15 protein-coding genes are annotated in these 25867 nt (G+C 72.1%); 3 read left to right on the top strand and 12 right to left on the bottom strand.

Annotated features, from left to right (window positions below; genetic code table 11):
• Window positions 1-19 precede the first annotated feature (19 nt).
• Entirely contained in the window at window positions 20-1585 is a 1566-nt protein-coding gene (locus BLW76_RS21860) for a M28 family metallopeptidase (RefSeq protein WP_244170261.1), read from the top strand.
• Window positions 1586-1865: 280 nt separating this feature from the next.
• Here the strand turns inward: BLW76_RS21860 and BLW76_RS21855 are convergent, their stop codons facing one another.
• The 10 genes from BLW76_RS21855 to BLW76_RS21815 all read right to left on the bottom strand — a co-directional run bounded on the left by BLW76_RS21855 (window position 1866) and on the right by BLW76_RS21815 (window position 22600).
• Window positions 1866-12785 (bottom strand): calcium-binding protein, encoded by a 10920-nt coding sequence (locus BLW76_RS21855; RefSeq protein WP_091310310.1) that lies wholly within the window; start codon window positions 12783-12785, stop codon window positions 1866-1868.
• Window positions 12786-13109: 324 nt separating this feature from the next.
• On the bottom strand, window positions 13110-13787 hold the full coding sequence (locus BLW76_RS21850) for a helix-turn-helix domain-containing protein (protein WP_091310309.1): 678 nt from the start codon (window positions 13785-13787) through the stop codon (window positions 13110-13112).
• 115 nt (window positions 13788-13902) lie between these two features.
• The gene (locus BLW76_RS21845; protein ID WP_091310306.1) at window positions 13903-14622 is read right to left on the bottom strand and encodes an SWIM zinc finger family protein; all 720 of its coding nucleotides are present in this window, start codon (window positions 14620-14622) and stop codon (window positions 13903-13905) included.
• The gene (locus BLW76_RS21840; protein WP_091310304.1) at window positions 14615-17638 is read right to left on the bottom strand and encodes a DEAD/DEAH box helicase; all 3024 of its coding nucleotides are present in this window, start codon (window positions 17636-17638) and stop codon (window positions 14615-14617) included. Before BLW76_RS21840 ends, BLW76_RS21845 begins: the two co-directional genes overlap by 8 nt.
• 72 nt (window positions 17639-17710) lie before the next feature.
• Complete coding sequence (locus BLW76_RS48650) at window positions 17711-17884, bottom strand: hypothetical protein (protein WP_167384680.1); 174 nt, start codon at window positions 17882-17884, stop codon at window positions 17711-17713.
• 23 nt (window positions 17885-17907) lie between these two features.
• The gene (locus BLW76_RS21835) at window positions 17908-18714 is read right to left on the bottom strand and encodes an alpha/beta hydrolase family protein (RefSeq protein ID WP_091310301.1); all 807 of its coding nucleotides are present in this window, start codon (window positions 18712-18714) and stop codon (window positions 17908-17910) included.
• Window positions 18711-19025: a DUF4387 domain-containing protein gene (locus tag BLW76_RS21830; protein ID WP_091310299.1), complete on the bottom strand. Its 315-nt coding sequence runs from the start codon at window positions 19023-19025 to the stop codon at window positions 18711-18713. The genes BLW76_RS21835 and BLW76_RS21830 overlap by 4 nt, the downstream gene beginning before the upstream one ends.
• Complete coding sequence (locus BLW76_RS21825) at window positions 19018-20379, bottom strand: acyclic terpene utilization AtuA family protein (RefSeq protein WP_091310297.1); 1362 nt, start codon at window positions 20377-20379, stop codon at window positions 19018-19020. The genes BLW76_RS21830 and BLW76_RS21825 overlap by 8 nt, the downstream gene beginning before the upstream one ends.
• A 5-nt stretch (window positions 20380-20384) precedes the next feature.
• Entirely contained in the window at window positions 20385-21326 is a 942-nt protein-coding gene (locus BLW76_RS21820) for an NAD(P)-dependent oxidoreductase (RefSeq protein WP_244170260.1), read from the bottom strand.
• Window positions 21327-21334: 8 nt separating this feature from the next.
• The gene (locus tag BLW76_RS21815) at window positions 21335-22600 is read right to left on the bottom strand and encodes an MFS transporter (RefSeq protein ID WP_091310293.1); all 1266 of its coding nucleotides are present in this window, start codon (window positions 22598-22600) and stop codon (window positions 21335-21337) included.
• 78 nt (window positions 22601-22678) lie between these two features.
• On the opposite strand from BLW76_RS21815, the gene BLW76_RS21810 reads away from it, so the two are divergent.
• Window positions 22679-23431, top strand: a complete 753-nt coding sequence (locus BLW76_RS21810; RefSeq protein ID WP_091310291.1) for a GntR family transcriptional regulator — start codon at window positions 22679-22681, stop codon at window positions 23429-23431.
• A gap of 61 nt (window positions 23432-23492) precedes the next feature.
• Here BLW76_RS21810 and BLW76_RS21805 read toward each other — a convergent pair whose 3' ends face one another.
• On the bottom strand, window positions 23493-23651 hold the full coding sequence (locus BLW76_RS21805) for a helix-turn-helix domain-containing protein (protein WP_143060660.1): 159 nt from the start codon (window positions 23649-23651) through the stop codon (window positions 23493-23495).
• Window positions 23652-23705: 54 nt separating this feature from the next.
• The gene (locus BLW76_RS21800; RefSeq protein ID WP_091310286.1) at window positions 23706-24830 is read right to left on the bottom strand and encodes a tartrate dehydrogenase; all 1125 of its coding nucleotides are present in this window, start codon (window positions 24828-24830) and stop codon (window positions 23706-23708) included.
• Window positions 24831-24946: 116 nt separating this feature from the next.
• On the opposite strand from BLW76_RS21800, the gene BLW76_RS21795 reads away from it, so the two are divergent.
• Window positions 24947-25861, top strand: coding sequence for a LysR family transcriptional regulator (locus BLW76_RS21795; protein ID WP_091310284.1), 915 nt, complete (start codon window positions 24947-24949; stop codon window positions 25859-25861).
• Window positions 25862-25867 lie beyond the last annotated feature (6 nt).

Here is a 25867-nt window from a genome sequence, read left to right as displayed (position 1 = left end):
CGAAAGGAAGTGGACGACGATGTCCTCTGCCAGCCCCCACCCCAGGAAGAGACCGCGGGCCGCCGTCATGGCGGTCGCCGGCCTGCTCGTGCTCCCCGCGCTCGCCGCCGTCTCCGGACCGGCCTCGGCCGCGCCCGCGCGCTGTGACACGCGGACCAACAACACCGTGCAGATGATGCTCGAGTGCGTCACGGTCGGCGGCGTCCGCGCTCACCAGCAGGCGCTGCAGAACGCCGCCGACGCCAACGGCGGCACGCGTGCCTCGGGGACGCCCGGGTACGCCGCGTCGGCGGCCTACGTCGAAAGCCAGGCGCGCGCCGCGGGCCTGAAGGTCACCACGCAGGACTTCGACTTCCCGTTCTTCCAGCTGAACAGCGAGACCATGGAGCAGGTGGCGCCGCTGTTCCGGCTCTTCGCGCCGGGCACCGACTTCAGCACCATGACCTACTCGGGCAGCGGGAACGTCACGGCGTTCGTGCGGCCGGTCGACCTGATGCTGCCGCCGGGCCCGGTGCCCTCGTCGTCGACGAGCGGGTGCGAGGCCGCCGACTTCGCCGGGTTCGTCCCGGGGAACATCGCGTTGCTGCAGCGCGGAACCTGCGCCTTCGCCGACAAGGCGGCCAACGCGCAGGCCGCGGGCGCCGTCGGCGTGATCATCTTCAACGAGGGCCAGCCGGGCCGCACCGACGCCTTCGGCGGCACGCTCGGCGCACCGGGAATCACGATTCCGGTGGTCGGCACCAGCTTCGACATCGGCGTCAGCCTCCAGGGCGCGACCGTGCACCTGGCGACGAGCACCGTCAGCCAGATCCGCCAGACCCGCAACGTCTTCGCGGAGCTGCCCGGCGCGCGCACCAACGGCAACGTGGTGATGGTCGGCGCGCACCTGGACTCGGTGCTCGCCGGGCCGGGCATCAACGACAACGGCAGCGGCAGCGCGGCGATCCTCGAGGTGGCCAGGATGTTCGCCAAGGCCAAGCCCACCAACACGGTGCGGTTCGCCTGGTGGGGCGCGGAGGAGCTGAACCTGCTCGGGTCGGCGCACTACGTGCAGAACCTGACCCAGGCGGAGGCGGACCGGATCGCGCTGTACCTCAACTTCGACATGGTCTCGTCCCCGAACTTCGTCAGGTTCGTCTACGACGGCGACGGCTCGGCCGGGCTCAGCGACCCCGGTCCCGCCGGTTCGGGCCCGATCGAGAACGTGTTCTCGAAGTTCTTCGCCGACCGCGGCCTCGCCACCGAGCCGACGGCATTCGACGGCCGCAGCGACTACGGCCCGTTCATCGAGATCGGCATCCCGGCGGGCGGCCTGTTCACCGGGGCGGAGGGCGTGAAGACCCCGGCCCAGGCGGCGGTCTACGGCGGCACGGCGGGCGTCGCCTACGACAGCTGCTACCACCAGGCGTGCGACACGTTCGCCAACAACAACCTGGTGGTGCTGGACCAGAACGCCGACGCGATCGCCTATTCGACGGTCACGCTGGCGTACAGCACACAGCTCGTCAACGGCGTGCCGGGCCGCACGCCGCCGGGTTCGCTGCGCAACCCGGCCGCCGGGCAGCACGACGACGCGGTGCAGTAGCCGGTCGCCAAGCGGCGGGCGCCCGGGTTCCGGGCGCCCGCTCTGTCCGGGCCGCCGGGCGATGCGCGCGAAGGTCCCGCGCACTCACCCTCAGCGTGGCCGCGGCATCGGGAACAGACTCCCGAACACACCACGCCCGAACCGGGCGACCACGCGGCCGACAAACCGCCCGGCCGCCTTCATGCTCACCAGCCGACGCGTTCAGGCGTCGGACCCGCGGACAGCACGGCGGGCGCCCGGATCCCGGGCGCCCGCCGTGGCTTTCCTCCTTGTCAGCGGGTCAGGGTGCGCAGGCGTTCGGATTGTCGAAGTGCCCCGGCGTGGTCGGGAACGCCGGTCCGGCCCCGTGGGCCTGCAAGTCGGACTGGTACACCAGCGCCAGCTCGTCGAACGCCGACGTGCCCGCCGTTGTCACGTCCGCGGCTCCCTGGCCGGCGCCCAGCGAGTACGCCCACCGCTGCAGGAAGTCCTGGTGTGTCGGGCTGAACTGCCGGACGTCGTTGTAGCCGCCGTAGGCCGCGTTGCAGTGCGTGTACAGGTTGTACGCCCCGCCCCAGTCCAGCAGGCGGTCGCCCTGGTTGGGGCCGTTGTCGGCCACGTCGGCCTGCAGCACGTCGCGGTCCCAGCCGCCGTAGATCCAGTCGATGCCCTGGTGGTGCTGGTTGTCCGCGACGTCCGCGTTGTTCAGGTTCGTCATCTCGAACCACGTGCACGGGTCCACCGTGACCGCGTTCTTGCCGTTGCCGAACGTCTGCGGCCACGGGTTCGCCGAACACGTCGCCGATCCCGGGGTGCCGTACGTGCCGCGCGGGCGCCAGTCGATGATGTCCGAACCCAGCGCTCCCGCCACCGGGTCGACCGACGGGCCGGTCGTCGCGCCCTTGCCGCCGAGGACGTAGTCGACGAGCGAGTCGCCGACGCCGCGGTCGTCCGGGTTGGCCGGGTCGGTGCCGCCCTTGCCGCCCCACAGCAGGTCCGCGCCGTCGTCGCCGAAGACGTTGTCGCCGCCCGAATCGCCGTTGGCCAGGTCGTCGCCGAAGCCGCCGTGGATCGAGTCGTGGTCGTCGCCGCCGCGGAGGCGGTCGGTGCCGCCTTCGAGGTCACCGCGGTGCGGCATCGCCGGAGCGGTGCCGGGTGCGGCGAAGGCGTCGCCGTTGACGTCGTGCTGCAGGTCGACCTGCCGCGTGACCGAGCCGGGCAGGAAACCCTCGTAGTGGATCGCGGGCACCTGGCTGTTGTCGATCACGAACTTGTTCGACCCGTTCTGGTACACGTCGACGATGCCGCCGCGGTCGCCGACCATGGCGTCGTCGCCGCCGGTGCCCCACATCCGGTCGTCGCCCAGCTCGCCGTACATGTCGTCGGCGCCGTCACCGGCCGCCGTCGCCGTGCCGGTGTCACCGTACATCAGGTCGTTGCCGTCCTGGCCGTACAGCGTGTCCTCGCCCGCGTCACCCCACAGGTTGTCCCCGCCGGACGCGCCGAGCGACTCGCAGGTCGCCTGCGTGGTGGTGCAGAACCGGGTCGGGGCGCCACCCACGCCGTGCCGGACGAACGCCGCCCCCACCGGCGGGGTCGCCGGGTAGCGCTTGGCGTAGATCCGGTTCGTCAGCGGCAGCGACACCTTCGACAGGTCGTCGCCGAGCGCCACCGGCTTGCCGGTCTGGTCGACGGCGTCCCGCACCGCGGTGCCTCCGTCGCCGAGGACGAAGTCGGCGGCGCCGTCGCCGTGCACGTCGTCGGCCGTGTCGCGGAAGACCGCCAGTGAGCTGCCGCCGAGCAGGTCGTCCTGCCCGTTCGGCGCGGAGACGTCGCCGAGGTCGCCCGACGCCGTGCCCGGCCACGCCGGGGAGGCCGGCGCGATCGGGATCCCGGCTTCGGCCAGCGTCCGGTCGCCGAACATCGTGTCGTGCCCGCCGTTGCCTTCGGCGTAGTCGTCGTGCGCGCCGCCGGAGATCTGGTCGTCGCCGTCCTGGCCGAAGACCACGTCGACGCCGCCACCACCGGACAACTGGTCGCCGCCCGCGACGGACCGCGTCGGCGCGCCGAGGAACCCGTTGCTCCACGAGAGGTCGAGCAGCCGCAGCGAACGTTGCGTCTCGAACACCCCGGTGCTGCCCACGCGGAGCAGGTACGGCGACGGCGGCGCGATCCGGTCGGTGATCGCGTTGTCGCCGAGCACCACGTCGTCACCCGTGCCGCCGAAGACGGCGTCGCCGGTGTCCGGCTGGCCCTGCGTGGTCAACGCCGTGTCGGCGCCGAAGATCACCGAGCTGCCGCCGACGAGGTCGTCGTCGCCGCCGTTGCCCTCGAGCCAGTCCCGGCCGGGGCCGCCTTCGGCGTAGTCGCCGTCGGCGTTGCCCTTGATCCGGTCGTTGCCGGACTGACCGAGGATCGCGTCGCAGCCGTTGTCCCCGGTGATGTCGTCGCCGCCGGAGGTGTTCGGCAGCGGCCCGTCGCCCAGGTCGTACTGCTGGATGCTGCGCTGGACCATCGGCGCCGACGCCGGTGCGTCGGTGTCGAAGCGGCCCTGCGTGATCGGGCTCTTCGGGATACCGGCGTCCCGGGTGAGCAGGGCGTTGTCGCCGGTGATCAGGTCGGCGTCGTCGCCACCGGAGATGGTGTCGCCGGTGTCGAGCTGGCCCGCGGTGCCCTGGCCGGTTCCGGATTCGACGTACGACGAGCCACCGACCAGGTCGTCCTGCCCGGACTCGCCGAACAGCTTGTCCGCGTCCTGGTCACCTTCGCCGTAGTCGTCGCCGGCGTCGCCGTGCACGGTGTCCGGGCCGCCCTGGGCGTAGATGACGTCCGCGGCTTCGCCGCCGTAGATCGAGTCTCCGCCGGACGTGCCCGCGGCCGGCGTGTAGCCGAGGTCGAACAGCACCACGTGCCGTCCGGCCGACAGCCCGCGGCCCCGGGTGACCGGGTCGCCGGTGTCGCCACCGCCGGTCCCGGTGATCGTCGCGTTGTCGCCGGTGATCACGTCGTCGGCGTCGCCGCCGGAGATCGTGTCGCCCGCGTCCGGGTAGCCGGCGGCGTTCTTGACCGCCGGGTCGCCCGGCGTCTGGTGGCTGCCGCCGATGATGTCGTCGGCGCCGGTCTCGCCGTTCAGCGTATCGGCACCCGGGTTGCCTTCGATGCGGTCCGGGTCCTTCCCGCCGAAGACCGTGTCGTTCTCCAGCCCGCCGAACAACAGGTCGTTGTCGAAGCCGCCGGAGATCGTGTCGTCGCCGCCCAGCGCCGGGTCGGCACTGGCCAGGTCGAACACCGGGCCGCCGGGCACCAGCGGATCACCGTTGTCGCCGATGATCGTGTCGGGGCCGGTGTCGCCGAACAGCTTGTCGCCGTCGTCGGGCTGCCCGGCCGCCCGGGTGCCGCCGACGATCGTGTCGCCGGCCAGGCCACCGGAGACCCAGTCCTTCCCGTTGTTGCCTTCGATGGTGTCGGGGTCGTCGCCGCCGAACATCGTGTCGACGCCGTCGTTGCCGTACAGGAGGTCCGCGCCGGAGTCGCCGTAGACGGCGTCGTCGTCCGAGCCGCCCCAGACCTGGTCCGCGTCACGGCCACCGTGCAGGGCGTCCTTGCCCTTCTCGCCGCACACGAGGTCGTCGGCCGCCTCGGCATCGACGTTGTCGTCACCGCCGCCGGCGCGGATGTTCTCCACGCCCGCCCCGCCGATGATCCGGTCGTTGCCGTCGAGCGGGTCGTTCACCGACTCGCCGACCGGGGTCGACGGGATCGGCGTCCCGGCCTTGCACGGCGTCGTCTGCTTGTCGCCGTAGACGTCCGCGCCGCCGTCGCCGCCGATGACGTGGTCGAAGCCGAGGCCACCGACGAGCGTCTTGTGCGACGGGGTCACCCCCTGCGGGAGCGGGGTGTGCGTGACGACGTAGAACGGCCCGAAGCCGTCGGTCTTCCCCGGGTTCGGGAAGTCCAGTGTGGACGGTTCGGCGATGACGTAGTCGTCGTCCGGGCCGCCGTAGAGCGTGTCGGGGCCGAACCCGCCGAACAGGATGTCGTTGCCGCCGCCACCGCGGAAGTCGTCGTGCTGGTCCTTGGTGGAGTGGCCGGTGACGCGGTCCTGGCCCTTGCCGCCGTACACCGTGTCGTTGCCGCTGCCGGTGTCGATCGTGTTGATCGGCCCGCCCGCGGGTCCGCCGGAGGTGTTGGCGTCGTCGGAGCCGTAGCCGTCGACGCCGGGGTCGACCTGGGCCGCCGGGTAGATCTGGTCCGGTCCGGTGCCGCCGGCGAACCGGTCGCTGCCGTCGCCGCCGACGAGTGTCGCGCCTTGGGACACGAAGAGCCCCTGCGGGTACGTCGGCACGTCCTTGAGCGGGTCGTCGGCCGCGACACCGAGGGTGTCGTCGCCACCGTTGCCGTACGCGGTCGACTTGGCGAGGCCGAGCTTGATCGTGTCGCCGGCGTCGCCGGTGCCGGTGCCGCCCGCCGGATCTGGCAGGAGCGCCCAGTTCGGCACGGACACGTTCGGGCCGCCGGTACCGTCGGCGATCGGGTCGCCGCCGTCTCGGCCGTCGTTCTTGAGTTCCTTGAGCCCGATCGACGTCACCGGGGGCGCGCCGAGGCTCGAGTCACCGGCGACGATGTCGACGCCGTTGCCGACGGTGATGCTGTCGACGCCGGGACCACCGGCGACGCGGGCCTTCGCGTCGTCGCGGACGTAGCTCGTCTTGTTCGCGGCGAGCACGGTCCGGTCGCCGGTGACGATGACGTCGTCGCCGGCTCCGCCGTCGACCCAGGAGTGGCCGATGCCGGTCTTGATCTGGTCGTTCTTGGTGCCGCCGAAGACGATCGCGTCGCGGTCGAACTGCGCGGTCGGTGGCGGCGGGCCGGTCTTGGCGGTGTCGGCTTGGGCGTCTCCGATGAACGTGACGCTCATCGGCTTGGCGTAGCCGCGGCCGTCGACGACGACCCGTTCGATGTTGGGGTTCGTGAACTCGCGCCGGATGCCGAGCATGTCCACGGCCACGCCGGTGAACGCCGGGTTCGCGGGGTTCGCGTAGTTGTGCAGCGAGGTGATCTTGACGGTGTCCTTTTCCTGGTTGTTCGACTCGTACGGGTCACCCGCGCCGCCGCCGCGCTGCGCGGTGTGGCCGAGCGCGGCCGCGTACACGACCAACGTCTTCCCGTCGCCGCTCAGCCCGCCGAGCTTCGGTGGTGGTGGCGTGCAGTTCGGGGTCGCCGTGAAGTCGAGCAGGGTGACGTCGACGATCGTGAAGCTGAACGACACCGAGAACGGGCCGAACCCGACCGTCACGTACAGCTTGAGGAAGACGTAAAGCCGCCCGGACACCGTGAACAGGCATATCGGGTTGTTCAGTGCGGTTTGCAGGAATTCGGTGATCCGGAACTTCCCGTCGTGGTTGGGGTCGTTCCACAGGAAAGAAACCGTGAGCCCGAGCCCGCCCTCGATGCCGACCGTGATGATCACCGCCGTGACCGCGGCCCCGGCCGCGATCTCACCTGTGAAGGTCACGACCGGGATCGGCTTGCCGTTTTCCGTGGTGTAGAAGAACAAGCTCTGCAGGAAGGCGTTGCCCACGGTGCCGAGGTCGAGGGTGCCCGCGCGGGCCGCCTCGAACGCCTTGCGGATGCCGTAGGTGTCGAAGCCCGCGACGATCCGCAGCGTCACCGACGCCGAGCCGTGCAGGGTGATCACGACCGGCGGCGGCGCGTACACCGGCCCGAACTGCTGGCGCCAGTCGAAGCCGAGGCGCAGCGGCCCGGAGTCGAACTTGACCAGGTCGACGTCACCGCCGAGGAGCAGGTTGAACAGCGACGCCGGCTTCTCGAACACCGGGAAGCTGAAGCCGGCCGCCGACGCCTGGGTGGTCATCGGGTTGACCGAGTTCGTGTTGGAGTTCTTGCCGTTGATGGTGTCGAGCAGCGGCGCGAACGTGGTGCCGCCGCCGGCGTCCTTCTTGCTGCTGATGAGGCTTTCCGTGTTGTCGGGTGTCGCGGTCGTGTCAAGTGCCTTCTGACCGCCCAGCTCGAACGAGCCGAGCGGGATCAGGCAGCTGGTGGTGCACGTCGGGAAGTTGTTGATGAAGGTGATGATCCCGGCGATCGTGTCGACGAACTTCAGGTCGGGGCCACCGGCGATCGTGCTGAACGCCTTGCCGAGCGAGACGAGCGTGACGTCGCCGCCGCCGGCCAGGTGCGACAGGTCCGACAGCACCGGGATCGGCGCGTACAGCGTCTTGATCACCGGGTCGAGCGGGCCGGTCACCTGCTTGATCTTGTTGACGATCGGGCTGAGGATCTTCTCGAAGATCTCGCCGCTGTCGATGGCGACCTTGTCGAAGGCCAGCGTCAGCGGGCTGTTGCCGTTGTTGTCGGCCGAGTTGGTGCCCGGCTTGACGTTGTTCCACGCCCAGTGCAGGCGGAAGTTCGCCTGGATGCCCGGGAACCCGGCGTCGTCACCGGGGCGCGCCTTGAGCAGCCAGTTGATGTCCGCGCTCGCGTGCAGCTTGACGTCGGCGAGCCGGTCCAGCCCGGCGTTCTGCAGGTCGGTCAGGTGCAGCCGGCCGTTGGTCGGGTCGTCCGGGGCGATCAGGTCGATCTTGAACGCGCCGCCGAACAGCGGCAGGACGGCGTTCGCCGGGGGCGCGGCCGCGGCGTTGCAGTCGTCGGCGCTGGACTGCTTGGTGCAGTTCTCCGCGGTGATGTTGATGAACGCCAGCTGGGCGTTGATCTTCTGCGGCAGGGTGACGTTCAGCCCGACCGCGAACTCCGGTTGCGCGGAGTCCTTCGTGGTGACGAAGAACCCTTCGCTGCGGCTGATGCCCATGGCCAGGTGCAGCCGCCAGCCGAGCTGGACCTCGGGGCCCGCGCCGCCGTCGCCCTTGAGGGAGAACCCGGGGATGCCCAGGTCCAGCGGCACGGACTTCTTCAGGCACTCGTGGCCGGCCGGCAGCCCGGCGCAGTTGAGCAGGTCGCCGCTGAAGTCGCCCTGGCTGACGTTCAGGCTGATCGTCACGGCGTCGAGGTCGTTATACGCGCAATCGTGCGGCTGCGGGTTCTCGGCCGGGTTCTCCGGGGCTCCGCCGATGGCCGCGGCGCCGGTGTCGGTGGCCTGGGTGTCGGTGACGTCGGCGATGAGCTTGAAGACGCCGCCCTCTTCGCGGAACACCATGTAGCCCGAAGCGCTGTCGACCGGCTCCCAGTCGATGTCGAGGGAGTCCGTTGTGGACAGTGTGGCCGGGCCGTTCGTGATCGAGCCCGGATCGCTCGCCTTGGCCTGCTTCTTCTCCCCGTTGATCGTGGCGTACGAGGCGACGACGTACCGGTAGGTCTTGTCGGCCGCCGTGGCGCCTTCGTGCAGCTTGACCGTCGGGACGCCGACCGTGCCCAGGCGCGTCTTGCACAGGGTGTCGACGGTGACGGTGTCCGGGTTGAGGCCCGCGGCGGCGAGCTTCGCGCCGAGCTGGTCGTTCACCCAGCCGCGCACGGCGGCCATGTCGGTGAAGTGGCCGTCGGCGGGCAGCTGGTCCAGTGCGGTGTGGATCGCCGTGCGCAGCTTGCCGATGAAGTCGGCGCCCTGCTGGAGGTCGTCGCCGAGCAGCGGCAGCTTGCCGCCGAAGCTGGCCGTGGTGAGGGCCTGCTCGACCATGTTCAGGTAGCTGTCGAGGCCGTCGAGCCTGCCGAAGTCGATCAGCCGCTTGGCCAGCTCCTGGCCCAGCAGCGTCGGATCCGGGGTCTCCAGCCGCGGGTGGCCGTCGATGGCCGCGCCGCCGAGGTTGAAGTAGTCGTCGGGTGTCGTCGACTTGGGCAGGCGCAGCGCGAAGTCGTTCGCCTTGGTCTCGTCGGTGATCACCTTGGTGTAGGTCGCGCCACCGTCTTCGCTGATGTACAGCGGCAACTTGGCGCACAGGGCCAGTGGTGTGCTGCCGTCGAGGCCGCAGTTCACCGCCGTGCTCGCGGCGTTGACCGACGGCCCGACGGCGCCGGCGAACTCGGCGAACGTCACCGGCGCGCCGGTGCCGCCGCTCTTGGCCAGGTCGAGCGAGTAGGAGGCCTTCGCGGTCGCCTTGTCCGCCGACTTCGGGTTGCCGAGCGAGACGGTCAGCGGGCCGAGGGTGGTGGCGATGGTGGTGTTCTCCACGGTGGCGTCGAGCTTCACGCCGATCTTGGAGTCGTCCAGGATGCGCAGCGCGTTCGCGTCGGCCGGGCCGGGCCCGGGCGCCAGCGGCACGACCAGGCCCATCTTGACCTCGCCGCCGACCCCGAGCGACACCGAGCCGTCGCCCTGCACGCCGGCGACGCGCTGGTTGCCCGCGGGCAGGCTGAAGTCGAACTGCACCGGCGTGCTGGTGTGGTAGCTGCGTTTCCAGTCCAGCCGGATGATGAGCGACGGCGTCCCGGCGAGGTCGGCGTATTCGAACTGGATGGGCACGCTGCCCTTGAAGCGCTCGTTGATCGTCTGGACGAGCCGCTGCAGGTTGTCCGACGGCGCGGCTTCCAGCATCGAGATGACGTCGTCCAGTTCGGACCGGATCACGTACGCCGTCGACGGCGACGGCTGGCTGGCCCACGGCCCGGCCAGGGTGAGGGTGTCCGCGCTGACGCTGCCGACGATGCCGACCTGGGTCCCGGCGACGACGGTGCGGCCGATGAGCGTCTGCGGGAACGCGTTGCCCTTCTCGACACTGCGTGCGGTGTCCTTCACGGTGTTCCCGCCGTACGTCACCTTCGGGCCGGAGCCGGATTCGTCGGCCCGCAGCAGGTCGCGCAGCGAGCGGCCGACCAGCGGGATCTTCGTGCCGAACACCGCGGCCCCGGCCGGGGAGGCGTCGCTGATCGAGGAGTTGAGCGTCTGCAGCGTCTTGAGGATGATCGAGAACAGCGCCTTCGGGTTGGCCGGGTCGAAGTCGAAGTTCGCCAGCTCCGAGAGGTCGCTCGTGCTGAACTGCGGGCCGTCGGAGCCGGTGAGCTTGGTGAGGTCGTTCCAGGTGAACCCGGCGTGCGCGGTGGCGCCCTTGAAGAAGTCACCGGTGCCCGGCGCGCTCGCGTCGACGCCGCCGGCGCCGCGGACGGCGACCTGGAAGTCGAGCAGCGCGCCCGGGTCGTGCAGCAGCTTGTCCACGACCGCGCCGAAGGTCAGGTCGCCCTGGTCCTTGAGCTCCACCTGGAGCATGTGGTCGTCGGCGTCGGGCGTGCCGGCGCAGTCGGCGCCCGCGTCCGGGTGGCAGACGTGGGCCGCGCCCTTGAGCTCGACCTGGAGGAAGCCGGCGTTGGCGAAGAGGTCGACGTCGGCGTCCATCGGGAAGTCCGCGGTGAACAGCGAGGGGCCGCCGGAGGTGCGCAGCAGCACCCGGTCCGGCCCGGTCGGCGTCGCGCCGACGAGGATCGTGCTGCCGTCCGGGTTCTTCTGCTCGATCGGCGGAGTGTGCACGGTCGGGTTCTGCAGGTCGAGCACCAGCGTGACGGCGGCGTCGTAGGACGGCTTCACCTTCGCGGTGGCGTTGACGGCGTTGGCTTCGCCCACGCCGCGGCCGCCGGTCTTGAGGTCGTTGCCGAGCTGGACGACACCGACGTCACCCTGCATGCCGGAGATCGTGTAGGGCGCGTTCGCGACCGGGATCACCGGTGTCCAGCCGGGTGCCTGCAGGAACAGGGTGTTCTCGTTGTTGTTCTCGACGGTCGCCCCGGCGGCGCCGGCGACGACGTGGCGGCCGGCGAACTCCCCCGGCTTCCACTTCTGGTTCTCGTCCTTGAGCGTGGTCTGGGTGTAGGACGTCTTGCCCGGGCTGCCCGCCGGGCCGGACGCCGCCGCCGCGGCCGCGTTGAGGTCGACGGCCGTAGTGGGTGCCTTTCGGGAGACCGTGATCTTGAAGTCGAGCTTGGTCGTGCCCGGCGGGAGGTGGACGTCGGAGACGCCGATCTTGCCGCCACCGGGGAGGTTCGCCGCGGTGTTGAGCTTGTCGAGCATTTCCTGCAGGGACACGAACAGCGGTTCGCCGGCCTGCGCCGGGTCCGCGGCGGTCTTGGTGTTGTCCTGCAGGAACTTCTTGATCGACTCGTTGAGCTGGATCGCGTCGGCGAGGGTGCCCTTGAGGAACGGCAGGTCGAGGTTGCCGACCGGGTTGGCCGCGTCGCCCCACTTCGCGCGCTGGATCGAGGTCAGCGTCGTGGCCAGCTGGGCCAGGCCGGTGGCCAGGTCGCGCGGGGTAATGTTGAGGAACGGGCCGACCGTCTCGATGCCCTGCGGGACGATCTGCGGGGTGCCGGTGGCGAGGTCGGGCCACTGGATGCCGATCTTGGCGTCCACCGCGGGCAGGTCGAGCGAGAACGAGCTCGCCGGCGCGGCGGCGAGGTGCAGCGAGCCGGTCAGCGACCCGGCGGGGCTCGCGAAGCCGAAGCTGACCAGGCCGGCCAGCGAACCGTTCTGCGCGAGTTCGCCGGCGGTGCCGTCGAAGTTGGTGAACGCGAGCTTCCCGTCGTTGTCCGGATCGTTGACCGTGGCCGCGAAGTGCGCCTTGAGGTCCAAAGAGGAATCGCCGGCGAGCTTCACGCCGAGGATGCCGACGGCGGCCTTGACCGCGTTGACGTCTTGGATGTTCGCCTCGGCGTCGACGGTCAGCGACGGGGTCGTCCCGTCGTTGACGAAGTAGGCCTTGTCGTGGGCCTTGTCCCAGACCAGGCTCAGTTTCAGCGCGGTGCTCACGGTGAGCCGCACGCCGCCGGTGGAGGAGAACGCCGACTGCGGGGCATTGGTGCCGCCGCCGATCGGCAGCGGGACGCTCAGCGCCTGGTCCTGCAGCACGCGCGAGACGGTGAGGGTGACGTCGAGCCGCTTGTCCTCGCCGACGGACGTCAGCGTGGTTTTCAATGTCCCGGCACGGTCGGCGGAGAGGCTGATCGGCTGGTCGATGTCGAGATCGGCGTCGTCGACGGCGTCGGCGAGTTTCTTGGTGCCGGCGTGGAAGGCTTCCTGCGCCAGGGTGTCGAACCCGAGCGCGGCACCGGGGCTGGTCTGGACGGCGGGCAGCGCCTTGGCGAGCTGGCCGAGCGTGCCGAGTCCCTTCGACCAGGCCGCGAAGCTGTTCGCGGGGGCGGCGAGGGCGTTCACCAGGGTGGTGACACCGGGATCGGCCGCCCGCGCCGGAGCGGCGGTGACGACGACGCCGCCGAGCGAGAGCGCGAACGCCGTGGTCAGTCCGAGCCACCTTCTGGAGCCCATGGTCAACCTCCACTGTCGCGGGCGCACGGAACACCGGCGCCGCTCACCGGGCGAGACTGACAAAGGGGACGGATCTTCCGGAAGGCCCGGGTCCGCTCAGCGGAACCCACCGCCGCGCCCTCGCCGCCCTGGCCCCGAGCGCCCAACGCCACATTGGGTGCATCCAACGCACCCAACGCCACATTGGGTGCGCCCAACGCACCCAACGCCACATTGGGTACGCCCAACGCACCCAACGCCACATTGGGTACGCCCAACGCACCCAACGCCACATTGGGTACGCCCAACGCACCCAACGCCACATTGGGGCGCTTGCCGCTCGGCTCAGCGCAGGCGGAGCGGTTCCGCCAGCTCGCGGCCGGCCTCGGCCGCGGCCGTCGTCACCAGTGGCTGCAGCCGGGGTAGCTCCTCCGGTGAGGGGCTCAGCACGCCCATTGCCGCGACGACGCGGCCGTCCGGGGCGTGGATCGGGGCCGCGGCACAGCTGCGGCCGGCCACCTCCGGGGCGGCTCCGGTGCCGCACCCGCCGAGCAGGACCGTGGCGAACGGGGTCGGGGGCGGCAGGACCGTGCCCGGGCGGACCACCGGCAGCCGGGCCGAGTGGCCGGCGAACGTCGCCACCACCAGGACCTCGGAGGCGGACAGCACGCACACCACGACGTCGGTGCGCGAGAGCTTGGCCAGCCGGACCGCGGGCCGTCCGGCGGCGGCGCGGATCCACTCGTGGCCGCGGTCGCGGCCGTCGCACAGCCTGCCGAACATCGGCCCGACGCCGTAGCCGCGGATGCGGTGCTCGGCCGCGCCCATCCCGCACAGCTGCTCCAGCAGCCGGTGCGCGGTGGACTTGGGCAGCCCCGCCCGGCGGGCGGCCTCGGTGAGCCCGAGCTCGGCCTTCGCGTCGGCGAGTGCCTCCAGCAGCGCGAACGCGCCGGCCAGCACACTCCGGCCGGGGCCCCGCCCGGCCTCTTCGACCAGCCGCAGGTCAGAGCCGTCCGTGAACATCCACGCCTCCCCTCCTGGGCCGAATGGCCGCGCCGGGGGGCAAGTCGCGGCGCGTCGCCACGTCGTTACGGAACCTCCCACGTGTGGGTGAGGCACCACTCGAAGGGGGCCGAAGTCAGCCGGTGAGGGCCCGGTAGACCGGCCGGAGCAGGTCGGTGACGTCTTCGCCACCCACCGTGATCGCGAACGGCGGTGCCTGGTCGAGGAGCGCGTCGGACGCCGTCCGCGGCGCGTGCAGCGGCGCCGCACCGCCCAGGCCCGGGGCCGGGACGCCGTCGAAGTAGCCGGCCATGACGTCGGTCAGGGCCGGGGACCCGTCGCCCGGATCGAGCGGCTCGGCGGCGATGAGCCGGTTCTTCAAGTCCTCGAGCAGCGCTTCCCGGGTGCGGCCGCGCAGCGCGAGGACGGTGAACGGATCCTCCGCGACCCGCGCCACGAGCGCGGAGAACACCGCGTTCAGGTGGCCGCACGGCACTTCGGCGGCCGGGCAGGTGCAGTCCAGGGACACCTCCCGCGCCGACGACGGGAACAGGGGCAGCCGGACCGCTTGGCAGACCTGCTCGACGTCGCGGGGCAGCTCGCCGCCGAGCAGCTGCACGGTGAGCGACGCCTTCGCGGCGACGGCGTGGGTGATCGCCGCCCAGTCCGCTTTCCCGAACGCCGTCAGCCCGATCCGCACCTGGTGCGGCCGGCCGTCCCGGACCTCGGCGTCGACCCGCCCGGCGCCGACCGCCAGCGACGTGACGCGCCCCTGGCCCGGCGCGGGCAGCAGGACGCCGATCGCCGTCAGCGCGCGGACGAACCGGGTCGCCCACCACGGGAGTGGCTCAGTCATCGATCGCGTCCTCCCCCAGGGTGAGCACCTCGCGCAGGGTGTCCGTGGACAGCTCGGTGAGCCAGTTTTCGCCTTCGCCCACCACCATGCCCGCGAGCGCGCGCTTCTTCGTGATCAGGGTGTCGATGTGGTCTTCGACGGTGCCCGGGCACAGGAACTTCCGCACCTGCACGGTCCGGCGCTGCCCGATCCGGAACGCCCGGTCGGTGGCCTGGTTCTCCACGGCCGGGTTCCACCAGCGGTCCAGGTGCAGCACCTGGCCCGCCGCGGTCAGCGTCAGCCCGGAACCGCCGGCTTTGAGCGACAGCAACAGGATCCGCGGCCCGGCGCCGGACTGGAAGCGGTCCACGATCGCGTCCCGCGCGCCCTTGGCCAGGCCGCCGTGCAGGAAGCCGACTTCGGTGCCGAGCCGGTCGGCCAGGTGCGGCACGAGCAGGTGGCCGAACTCGGTGTACTGCGTGAAGCACAGCGCCCGGTCACCCGAGGCCAGGATTTCCGCGAGGACCTCTTCGAGGCGGGTGACCTTGCCGGAGCGGTCCCCGAGCGGGGACCCGTCGTGCAGCAGGTGCGCCGGGTGGTTGCAGACCTGCTTGAGCTTCGTGATCGCGGCGAGGACGTTGCCGCGGCGCTTGATGCCCTGGCTGTCCTCGATCTTCTTCATCATCTCTTCGACGACCGCGCTGTAGAGCGTCCCCTGTTCGCGGGTGAGCCGGTACTCCTGCCGGATCTCGATCTTGTCCGGCAGCTCGGGGACGATCGCGGGATCGGTCTTCACCCGGCGCAGCAGGTACGGCCGGGTGCGCCGGCGCAGCGCGGCGGCCGCGGCGGTGTCGCCGCGGCGCTCGATCGGGACGGCGAACCGTTGCCGGAACTCGAACCGGCTGCCGAGCAGCCCCGGGTTGAGGAGGTCCAGCACCGACCACAGGTCCGCCAGCCGGTTCTCCACCGGGGTGCCGGTGAGCGCGAGCCGGTGCCCGGCCGGGAACCGGCGCACCGCCTTGGCCGTCGCGGTGTCGGCGTTCTTGATCGCGTGCGCTTCGTCGAGCACCAGGCGTCGCCAGGTGAAGGTTTCGAGTTCGCCGGCGTCGCGGGTGGCGGTGGCGTAGGTCGTGACGACGAGGTCGGCCGCGGCCACCCGCTCGGCGAGCGCGTCGCCGTGCCCGCGCGCACCGCCGTGGTGGGCGGAGACCCGCAGGCCCGGGGCGAAGTTCGCCGCCTCCCGCTGCCACATGCCGACCAGCGACACCGGGCACAGCACCAGCGTCGGAAGGTGCCGGCCGTCCGCCCGTTCGACGGCCTCGAGCGCCAGTGTCTGGACGGTCTTGCCGAGACCCATGTCGTCGGCGAGGCAGGCGCCGAGCCCCAGTGCCGCCATGAACGCCAGCCAGGAGACGCCCCGCTGCTGGTAGGGGCGCAGCGTGGCCCGGAACGACGGCGGCAGCTCGACCGGCCGCAGCGTCTGCTGGACCCGCCCGGCCAGGATGTCCCCGACCCAGCCGTCGGCGCGGACGTCGGTGACCGGCAGCGGCGTTTCCACTCCCGAGTGGACCAGTTCCAGCAGCTCGGCCGCGGTGGGGTGCGGGGACTGCCGGGCCGGGTCCCGGCGCAGGAACTCGAGCCCGGCGCGGAGCCGCTCGGCGTCGACGCTGATCCACCGGCCCCGCAGGCGCACCAGCGGGGTCTTCGCCGCGACGAGCTTCGCCAGCTCTTCTTCCCCGAGCTCGTCGTCGCCCACCGCGATCGACCAGCGGAACCCGGCCAGCTCGTCGCGGCCGACCCGGGTGCGGGCGACGACCTGCTCGGCCGGCGTGCTGCGGACCGACAGCCGCAGCGCGAGCCGGCGCCGGCCGTCCCAGGTGGCCGGGAGCTGCACTTCGAACCCGGCGTCGAGCAGCCGCTTCGCCCCGGAGGTGAGGAAGTGTTCGGCTTCCTCGACCGTCAGGTCGTACTCGGACGGCTGCGTCCGGCGCAACGCCGGCGCCAGCACCGGTTCCACCAGCGCGGCCCGGCCCAGTTCGGCGACGAACAGCCCCCGCGGGTCGCGGACCAGGCCGTTGGCCTCGCCCGCCCAGATCTGCCCGGCCGACAGCAGCAGGCTCGGATCGGCGGTGGCCCGCAGGAGGAACTGCAGCTGCCACTTGGTGCCGTCGCCGGTCTGGTCGTCGGGGTCGTCGGCGGCCGGCTGCCGCAGGGTGGTGACTTCGGCCAGCCGGAAGCACGCCCGGCCGTCGACGACGTCGGTGTCGGCGACCTCGTCCCACTTCGCGACGGCGTCGGCCAGCACGCGGAGTTCGGCCAGCGGCAGGTCGAGGCGGGGATCGCCGCCCTGCAGCGCGGACAGCCACGCCCCGGCCGGACCCGGGCCCCCACGCAGGTCGACGGGCGGCTCGGCCCGCGCCAGCCGGTCCCGGACCGCGGCGTCGACCAGGGTGTGCAGGGCATCGGTGACGAGCGCACGCGGCGACGCCCCGGTGAGCGGCGCGATCTGCTCGGCCCGCCCGACCGGCGGCATGGCCGCGACCAGCGCGTCGAACGCGACGAAGTCCACGCCCTGCAGCACCGGGCGCCACCGCGCCTCAGCCGCGTCGCCCCGCCGCAGCAGCGTCGGCAGCACCCGCCCCCGGCCCACGAGCTCCGCGGCCAGCCCCGCGACGGCCCGCAGGTGGGTGACGGAGGCGCCGTAGGAGGCCGAGTCGTCGAGGTCGTCCAGCTCGGCGGCGTCGACGACCAGCGCCGGCACGGACCACGCCCGCAGCGACGGCGCCGGACCTCGTCGCCGGGCACCGGCCCGCAGTTCGGTGGAGGCGAGCGGCCGGTTCGCCCGCGACGGCAGCAGCAAGGTGACCGACGTCGGCTTGCCGGGGTGCAGCGCGGTGAGGTCAGCGCTGGAGACGGCGAACGGGTGCGAGAGCGCGATCCGCGCCGAGCGGCTCGACGTGCCCGCCGGGCGCCGGTCGTGCTCCGCCCAGAGCAGCAGGCCTCGGCCCGGAGACCACAGAGCGTGCACGAGGGGCAAGGGTCTTCCTCCGGTCCGGGTTCCCCGTCGATCGTCGCACGGCGGACACGGTGCTCGGGCCTCGCCACCGGATCAGGGCGCGATGCCCACGCCGTCGATCGCGGCCCAGGCGTGCGCGTGCACGACGAGCGCGCGGTTCCAGCGCTGGGGGACGGCGATCGGGGAGGAGGCGGTCCCGGGCAGGACCACGGGTGCCGCGGCGAGCGCCACCCGGAGCCGCCGCCGGCCAGAGTCGTTTCCGATCAAGGACCCGCCTTTCCCGAGGGGTCCTATTCGGACAGGAACCGGGCGAAGAAGCCGGTGACCGGCGGTCGGGTTCCCGCGGCGCTGTGGCCCACGCCGGGGACCACGACCTTCGTCACGGGCGTGCCGTGGCGGCTCAGGCTTTCGGAGAGCCGGTCGAGCTGTTCCGGCCGGCTGTGGCCGTGGTCGCCCATGGCGGCCAGGTCGGCCCGCCCGTCGTCGTCGCCGCCGATGACGAGCAGCACCGGCACCCGGGCGACCGCGCCGGGGTCCACGGTGCTCCCGAACCGCCGCGGGGTGTCGCCGGTGCCCGCCGGCCAGGCGAGCGAGTCGTCGAGCAGGGTCACGCCGCCGGGCGCGCCGACCGCGACGGCGGCGACCCGGCCGGGGTGGAGGTACAGGAAGCGGTGGGCGAACTGGCCCCCGCCGGAGTGCCCGCACAGCAGCACGGTGCCGACGCGCGCGTTCCACCGGAACCGCACCTGCTCCAGGATGTCCAGCAGCACCAGGTCGAACCGGATGCCGTGGGCGTCGAGGTGCTTGTAGCCGTCCACGTCGTCGGGATCGTCGATGCCGACCGGGAACAGCGGGACCACCACGATCAGGCGGTGGCGTTCCGCGAAGGGGATGAACCCCTCGCGCAGCTCGCCGACGCTGCGGCCGGTGCCGTGCACGGCCACCAGGACCGGCAGCTCGGCGTCCGGGGTCCAGCTCGTGGGCACGTAGACGCAGTAGCTGCACCGCGGCTCGCCCGGGGCGGCGAAGAACGGCGAGCGTTTGGTCAGCAACCGGCGGCCGGGGTGGGTGGCGGGCAGGTCCGCGACCCGGATCACGAGCGCTCGACCGGCATGCGGGCGAGCGGGACGTGGTGCTGTCCCGCGTGGACGTCGCGGTCCCGGAGCGAGCCCTGGCTCACCGGGCGCGGGAAGGAGATCTTCACGACGTTGAGCGCGGGGATCCGGAACAGCCGGACGGTGCTCTCCTCGACGCGGTAGAGCCGGGCGATCACCCGCTCGTCCACCAGGTCCGCGGCGATCCGGTAGCCCTCGGCGTCCCGCATGAACAGCTCCATGGTGACCCAGAACGGGCCGGCGTTCTTGGCGCGGACCTCGTGGGCGAGATCCGCGAGAGTGCGCTCAGGCATGGGTTTTCTCCCCCAGCTCGGTCCGGAACAGCTCGGCGGGATCGGCGCAGTCGACCACGTGGTTCAGCACGAACTCGTACGCCGCGCCGCGCTCGATCTCCGCGGGCGAGAACGGGAACGCGAGGCTCGGCAGGTAGTCCATCCCCGGCGCCGGCAGGTGCAGCATCAGCGGGTTGGCGACCTTGGCGACCGCCGTGGCCGTCGCCTGGTCCGGGGCGTTCACGAGCAGCATCACGCCCACCTCGCGCGGCGGCCCGCTCTCGGGCTCGAGGTCGTCCAGCACCGCGTTGTGGCCGTAGAGACGGAGGTCGAAGGCGTACTCGTCGTCCGCCAGCTCCAGCGTCTGGCGCACCCGCTGCGTGATCATCGTGCGCATCAGGTTCGCCCAGGCGCCGACGTCCGCGAGGATGAGCGGGTCCCGGATCGCCGAGAAGGACACGGTTTCGTAGCCGGTGATCCGGGCGCCTTCGAGCTTGACCGTGTACTGGCCGGCGAGGTGGAACCGCGATCCCTCGACGCGGACGATCCGGTCGTCGACGGCGGTGTACCGCGCGTCCCGGACGTCGAGGGTGCCCGCGGGCTCGCGCATTTCGAACGGGTCCGCGGTCTCGTAGAGCATGTGGGCGGCCACCGAGATCGGCGTGCACGCCACCGTCGGGTCGAGCGGCTCGATGGTGAAGCCGCCGGCGTCGATGGTGGCGAGGACGCCGCCCGCCCGCGGGTTGCTCGTGCACTGGCCACCGCACTCGATGATCTTCGCCGCGTGCCACGTGGGTCCGGGCGGCATGCCCATCATCAGCGGGTAGGCGGCCGCCACCGCCGTGTCGGTCGCGCGGCCGGCGAGCACGACCTGGGCGCCCGCGCGCAGCGCTTCGACGATCGGCTCGTGGCCCATCGCCCCGACGATGTGCGTGCAGCTTTCGAGGGTCTCGGCGTCGAGCTCTCCCGAGGGCGGCAACGGGTGGATGCGGTCCAGGCACTCCTTGAGGCCGGTGGCGTCCTGCTCGCTGTAGATCCGCGCGACCTTCAGGTACAGGCCCTCCTCGGCCAGCACGTCGGCGGCGATCCCGGCGACCCAGTCGACGCCGCGGTCGGTCCCGCTCGTGCCGCAGGAACCCACGATCACCGGGATCCCCGCCCCCGCGGCGGCCGTGAACAGGCTGCGCAGGTCGCGCGCGACCGCCTTGGCCGTCGTCTTGGCCGTCGCGGCGCCGAGGTAGTAGGGGCCGGAGTCGGTGGACCCGCCGTCGATGCTGATGACGTCGGCGCCCAGGGCGATGCCGCGCTCGACCGTCGCGTGGTCCCAGCCGGCGCCGAGCATGCCGCTCGGCGCCAGGACGCGCACTGTCTCCATGGTCCTCATTTCTCTCCGTTCACCACGAACCGGCCCCGCCCCGCGAGGGCCGCGACCAGTTCCTCCGCACCGCGCAGGCCCGCGGCCCGGCGGGCTTCGGCCGTCTGCCCGGCCAGGTGGGAATAGACGACGATCCCGGCCACCCCGCGCAGCGGACTGCCGGGCGGAAGCGGCTCCTCGGCCGCGACGTCGAGCGCGGCGCCCGCGATCTCCCCGGCCCGGACGGCCGCCGCGAGCGCGGCTTCGTCGACGATGGCGCCGCGCGCGGTGTTGACCAGCAGTGCCGTCCGCTTCATCCGCTCGAACGCCGCGGCGCCGAGGAGCCCCCGGGTCCGTTCGGTCAGCGCGGTGTGCACCGAGACGTAGTCCGAAATGGACAGCAGCTCGCCGAGCCCGAGGCACCGGACACCGGGATCCCGCAGTTCCGCCGGGACGTTCGTCGTGCACACCACGGCCATGCCGAAGGCGCGCGCCAGCGGGACCACCGCCCGCGCCGAGGCACCGAAGCCGACGAGGCCGAGGGTCGCACCGCGCAGTTCGTGTCCGTCCTCGCGCGGCCATCCCCCGTTCGCCACCCCGGAAGCGGACTGCACGAGCCGCCGTGCTCCGGCGAGCAGCAGGCCGAGGGTGTACTCGGCCACGGCGTTGGCGTTGATCCCGGGCAGGTTGCTCACCGTGATCCCCAGCCGGGCCGCGGCGGTGACGTCGATGGAGTCGTAGCCCACCCCGGTCCGCACGAGGACGCGCAGCCGCGGTGCGCGGGCGAGGACGTCTCCCGTCAGCGGTTCGTTGGCCACCAGCGCCGCGTCGATGCCGGCGAGCGCGGCGGCGAGTTCGCCGGGATCGCGCCGGCCCGCCATGGGCAGGTGCCGGGTTTCCAGGCCGCGTCCGCGCAGGAACCGATCGGCCTCGTCGCCGGGACGGAGGTAGTCCGTGGTGATCAGCACGCGCGCCGTCACAGCGCACGACCGGTGGCGCAGCGGCGCTGCAGGGCGCCGACCCGCGCGACCGCCAGCACGGCGAGGAGCGCGACGGCCGCGACGTGGAGCAGCAGCAGGCCCCAGCCGGTCAGGTCGACCAGGCCGCCGATCAGCGCCGGGCCGAGGAAGCCGCCACCCACCCAGCCCACGGTGTAGAGCCCGGTGTAGGTCCCGACCACGCGGGTGGACGGGGCGAGGTTCCACAGCACGACGACCGCGTTGACGAGGAACGCCGAGGCCCCCGCGGTCGCCACGCAGAGACCGGTGACGACACCGGCGGGGTTCCGGATCACGGTGCCGAGCACCATGCCTGCCGCGAACACCGTCATCCCGGCGGTCATCACCCGCAGCCTGCCGAAGCGTTCGGCGAGCCTGGCGACCGGGTAGGCGGCCACGATGAAGGCCACCCCGCTGGGCAGCGTGAGGCCGCCCGCTTCGCCGCGGGACATGCCCAGCACCTCCATGCCGTACGGCGTGCTGAGTGCCCGCGAGGCGGCCCAGGCGCCGCCGAAGAGGAAGATCGACACGATGAGCAGCAGCCGGCTGCGATCGCGGTCCCGGACGATGTCGAGCACGGTGTCCCGCACCCGTGCGGCGGGTGCCGCCTGTTCGCGTTCCTCGGCGACGGCGCTCCGGTAGGCGGGCGACCGGCTGTCCCGCACGTTCGCGGCCAGCACGGCCAGGGACACCACCATCAGCGCCGCGGGGATCGCGAACGACAGCTTCGGATACGCGTCGATCAGGAAGATGCTGATCAGGGCCGCGACCATCACCGTGAGACTCGCCGCGATCTTGACGACCGCGTTCGCGCGGCTGCGCCGCTCGGGCGGGACGAAGTCCGGGAGCAGGGACTCGGCGATCGGCTTGAAGGAGTTCGCGACCAGCGCGTAGCCGAACATCGTCGCGATCAGCAGCGGCAGCGACGCCGCGGCGTGCGGGATGAGGAGGAACAGCAGCGCCGCCACGGGCATCCCGGCGACGAGGTACGGGATGCGCCGCCCCCACGAGGTGCGGGTGCGGTCGGAGCGGTTGCCCATCCACGGCTGGATGAAGATGCCGAGCACGTTGTCCATCCCCATCAGGAGACCGATCAGCGCGGCACTGCCGAGGTGCTCGCGGAGCAACGGCGGCACCTGCGAGTCGTAGAGGTTCCACGTCGACTCCTGCGCGAAGACCGCCAGCGCGACGAAGATCGTGATCCGCCCGGTCCGTACGCGGCGCGTGCTCGACGTCGTGGTCATGTCCGAGACCGTACTTTTGCTATAGCAAGAACGTCAATAGTTTCTTACTGGCGTTGCTGTGGCAGATAGGGTGGCGGTATGGCGAGTGAGACGTTGAAGGGCCTGACGGCCGACACGCTGGCCGACCGCGCGTACCGCGCCATCCGCGACGCGGTCACGACCGGCGAGCTGCGGCCGGGGCAGAAGGTCACCGAACGCGGGCTCGCCGAGCGGCTGTCGGTGAGCCCGACCCCGGTGCGGGAGGCCATCCGGCGCCTCGAGCAGGACGGCCTCCTCGAACGCACCGGACCGCGGACGGTCCAGGTGACGGCCGTCGGCGACGCCGCGATCCAGGATCTGGCCGAGGTGGAGGTGGCCCTGCGGGGCATGGTGGCCCGCTTCGCCGCGCGGCACGCGTCCCCGGCCCAGCTGGACCACCTCGACGCCGTCCTCGACGAAGCCGACGACCTGCTGATCCTCGTCCGGCAACGGCAGCAGGCCGGGCAGGACGTGACCCGGCACCTGGACCGGCTGCTCGACGCCATGCAGCGCTTCAACGAGGTCGTCGAGGCGTGCGCCCACAACCCGGTCCTGGTGCGCCTGCTCGGCCAGACGCGGGTGTTCTCGGGGCCGGAACGGCGGGCCAGGCTGATCGAACGCATCGCCGGGAACGACCAGTTCGGCCTCGACCGCTACGGGAGCCACCGCGCGCTCGTCCGGGCCCTGCGGGCGGGCGACTCGGCCGCGGCCGAGGCACTCGTCATCGAGGACGCCCGCGGCGGGCTGGGTGATCTGCTCGCCGCCCCCACCGCCCCGCCCGGCACCGCGGTCGTGAGTGGGAAAGAGGGTTAGAACCCTCTGTGCTGTCGCAGGACCTCGCGGACAGTGTGTGGTTGGTGAGGTAGCGACCGGTCTAGCGTGAGCTGGCGGGCGACCGTGTCCCCCATGATGGAGCAGGCGGGGCGGTGCTGCGGCGGATGAACCCGTCAATGCCCTCGGTCCGGAACCGGGTCACATACCGGGAGAAGGTGTCCCGGGACATGCCGTGTTCGCGGCAGAGGTCCTGAGACATCAACTGTCCGACATGTCCTGAAACTCAACAGCCGGTTAGAACCCTCCTTACCACTCACGACAAGCCGCGGCAGACCTGGACGGGTTGATCCTCCTGGCGTCCGGCCCAGGCGATCTCGGCGGCGATCGCCGTGCCCAGTCCCTCGGTCGTGCCGGGGCCGCCGAGGTCCGGGGTGAGCACCTCCGGCCGGTCGGCGAGCACGCGCTCGATCGCGGCCAGGACCGCCGCGGCCGCGGCGGGCTCCCCCAGGTGCTCGAGCATCATGGCGCCGCTCCAGATCTGCCCGACCGGGTTCGCGATCCCGCGGCCGGCGATGTCCGGGGCCGACCCGTGGACCGGCTCGAACAGGCTCGGCCAGGTGCGGTCCGGGTTGATGTTGGCGCTCGGCGCGATCCCGATCGTCCCGGCGCAGGCCGGGCCGAGGTCGGACAGGATGTCGCCGAAGAGGTTGCTCGCGACGACGACGTCGTACTGGCCGGGCCGCAGGACGAACTTGGCCGCCAGGATGTCGATGTGGTCCTTGTCCGCGACGACGTCCGGGTACTGCTTCGCCATGGCCGCCGCGCGTTCGTCCCAGTACGGCATGGCGATCGAGATGCCGTTGCTCTTGGTCGCCCACGTCAGGTGCTTGCGCGGGCGGCCGGCGGCGAGGTCGAAGGCGTAGCGCAGCACCCGGTCCACCCCGATCCGGGTCAGCACGGTCTCCTGCAGCACGGTTTCGCGGTCGGTGCCCTCGAAGATCCGGCCGCCGACGTTCGAGTACTCCCCCTCGGTGTTCTCGCGCACGACGCGGAAGTCGATGTCCCCGGGGCCGTGGTCGCGCAGCGGGCTGCGGACCCCGCGCAGCAGCCGGACCGGCCGCAGGTTGACGTACTGGTCGAAACCCCGGCGGAACTGAAGGAGGCTGCCCCACAGCGACACGTGGTCGGGCACCACCTCGGGCCACCCGACCGCGCCGAAGAAGATCGCGTCGAAGCCGCCGAGCACGTCCTTCCAGTCCGGCGGCAGCATTGCGCCGTGCCGCAGCCAGTGGTCGGCGCAGGCGAAGTCGTGCTCGACCACGTCGAGCTCGAACCCGTGGGCTTCGGCGGCCGCTCGCAGGCACCGGAGTCCTTCGGGGACGACCTCGCGGCCGATGCCGTCACCCAGGATGGCCGCGATGCGGTAACGCTGGGACACGAGACACTCCTGTCGATCCGGTGAACACGCGGCTCCCACCCTGATCGGCGGCGAGCGTCCCGGCAAGAACCGGGCGGGCAACCTATCCTTTCCCCCAGGGAAAGGTGAGGACCCCGATGATCGACGATCTCCGTTTCTTCCACGTCGTGGCGGCCAGCGAGACGCTGACGGCGGCCGCCCGCGAGCTGCAGTGCTCGCTGCCTGCCGTCAGCAAGCGCCTCAGCGCGCTGGAACGCCGGCTCGACGCGCGACTGGTGCACCGCGGCACGCGCCGGCTCGCGCTGACCGCCGAGGGCGAGCTGTTCGCCGCGCGGCTGGAGCCGATCCTCGACCAGGTCCGCGAGCTCGAGGACCTGGTCGGCCACGGCTCCGGCGACCTGCGGGGATCCGTCGTGGTCCAGGCCACCCTCGGCCTCGGCCGCGCGCACGTCGCCCCGCTGCTCGGCGAGTTCGCCGCCCGGCACCCCCGGCTGAACGTCCGGCTCCGCACGTCCGCGCTGCCCCTGCGCCCGCACCGGCGCGAGTTCGACCTGGCCGTCCACGTCGGCACCCCGCCGGACTCCTCGCTGCGGATGCGCCGGCTGGCGAAGAACCGCCGGGTGCCCTGCGCGGCTCCGTCCTATGTGGACCAGCGAGGGATGCCCGAGCGCATCGAGGACCTGGCGGACCACGACTGCATCGTGCTCCGCGAGAACGAGGGCGACTTCGCGTTGTGGCGCTTCGGAGACGCCCGCACCCCGCGCCAGGTCCGGGTGCGGGGCCGGCTGTCGAGCAACGACGGCGACATCGTGACCGGCTGGGCGCTGCAGGGACACGGGGTGATCATGCGCTCGGAGTGGCAGGTCCGCGCCCACCTCGACAGCGGCGCGCTGGTGCGCGTCCTGCCCGGCGTGCCGACACCCCCGGCCGACATCCACGCCCTGCGCGCCGACGAAACCCACGTGCCGCGGCGGATCAGCGAGCTGATCAAGTACCTGGCCGCACGGCTGCCGGACCGGATCGCCGGTTCCGGGCCCCCGCGGAAACGGTGACGGCCC

The organism is Amycolatopsis tolypomycina (genome assembly GCF_900105945.1).
GTDB lineage: Bacteria > Actinomycetota > Actinomycetes > Mycobacteriales > Pseudonocardiaceae > Amycolatopsis > Amycolatopsis tolypomycina.
The sequence above is the reverse complement of the archived record's forward strand: the minus strand, read 5'-3'. Positions and strand labels throughout refer to the sequence as shown.

Excerpts from the sequence above, each read along its gene's own strand:
- BLW76_RS21850 (WP_091310309.1), bottom strand. The coding sequence starts at position 13,787 with ATGTTCACGGACGGCTCTGACCTGCGGCTGGTCGAAGAGGCCGGGCGG.
- BLW76_RS21815 (WP_091310293.1), bottom strand. The coding sequence starts at position 22,600 with ATGACCACGACGTCGAGCACGCGCCGCGTACGGACCGGGCGGATCACG.
- BLW76_RS21825 (WP_091310297.1), bottom strand. The coding sequence starts at position 20,379 with ATGGAGACAGTGCGCGTCCTGGCGCCGAGCGGCATGCTCGGCGCCGGC.
- BLW76_RS21855 (WP_091310310.1), bottom strand. The coding sequence starts at position 12,785 with ATGGGCTCCAGAAGGTGGCTCGGACTGACCACGGCGTTCGCGCTCTCG.
- BLW76_RS21810 (WP_091310291.1), top strand. The coding sequence starts at position 22,679 with ATGGCGAGTGAGACGTTGAAGGGCCTGACGGCCGACACGCTGGCCGAC.
- BLW76_RS21805 (WP_143060660.1), bottom strand. The coding sequence starts at position 23,651 with ATGTCTCAGGACCTCTGCCGCGAACACGGCATGTCCCGGGACACCTTC.
- BLW76_RS21795 (WP_091310284.1), top strand. The coding sequence starts at position 24,947 with ATGATCGACGATCTCCGTTTCTTCCACGTCGTGGCGGCCAGCGAGACG.
- BLW76_RS21830 (WP_091310299.1), bottom strand. The coding sequence starts at position 19,025 with ATGCCTGAGCGCACTCTCGCGGATCTCGCCCACGAGGTCCGCGCCAAG.
- BLW76_RS21845 (WP_091310306.1), bottom strand. The coding sequence starts at position 14,622 with ATGACTGAGCCACTCCCGTGGTGGGCGACCCGGTTCGTCCGCGCGCTG.
- BLW76_RS21860 (WP_244170261.1), top strand. The coding sequence starts at position 20 with ATGTCCTCTGCCAGCCCCCACCCCAGGAAGAGACCGCGGGCCGCCGTC.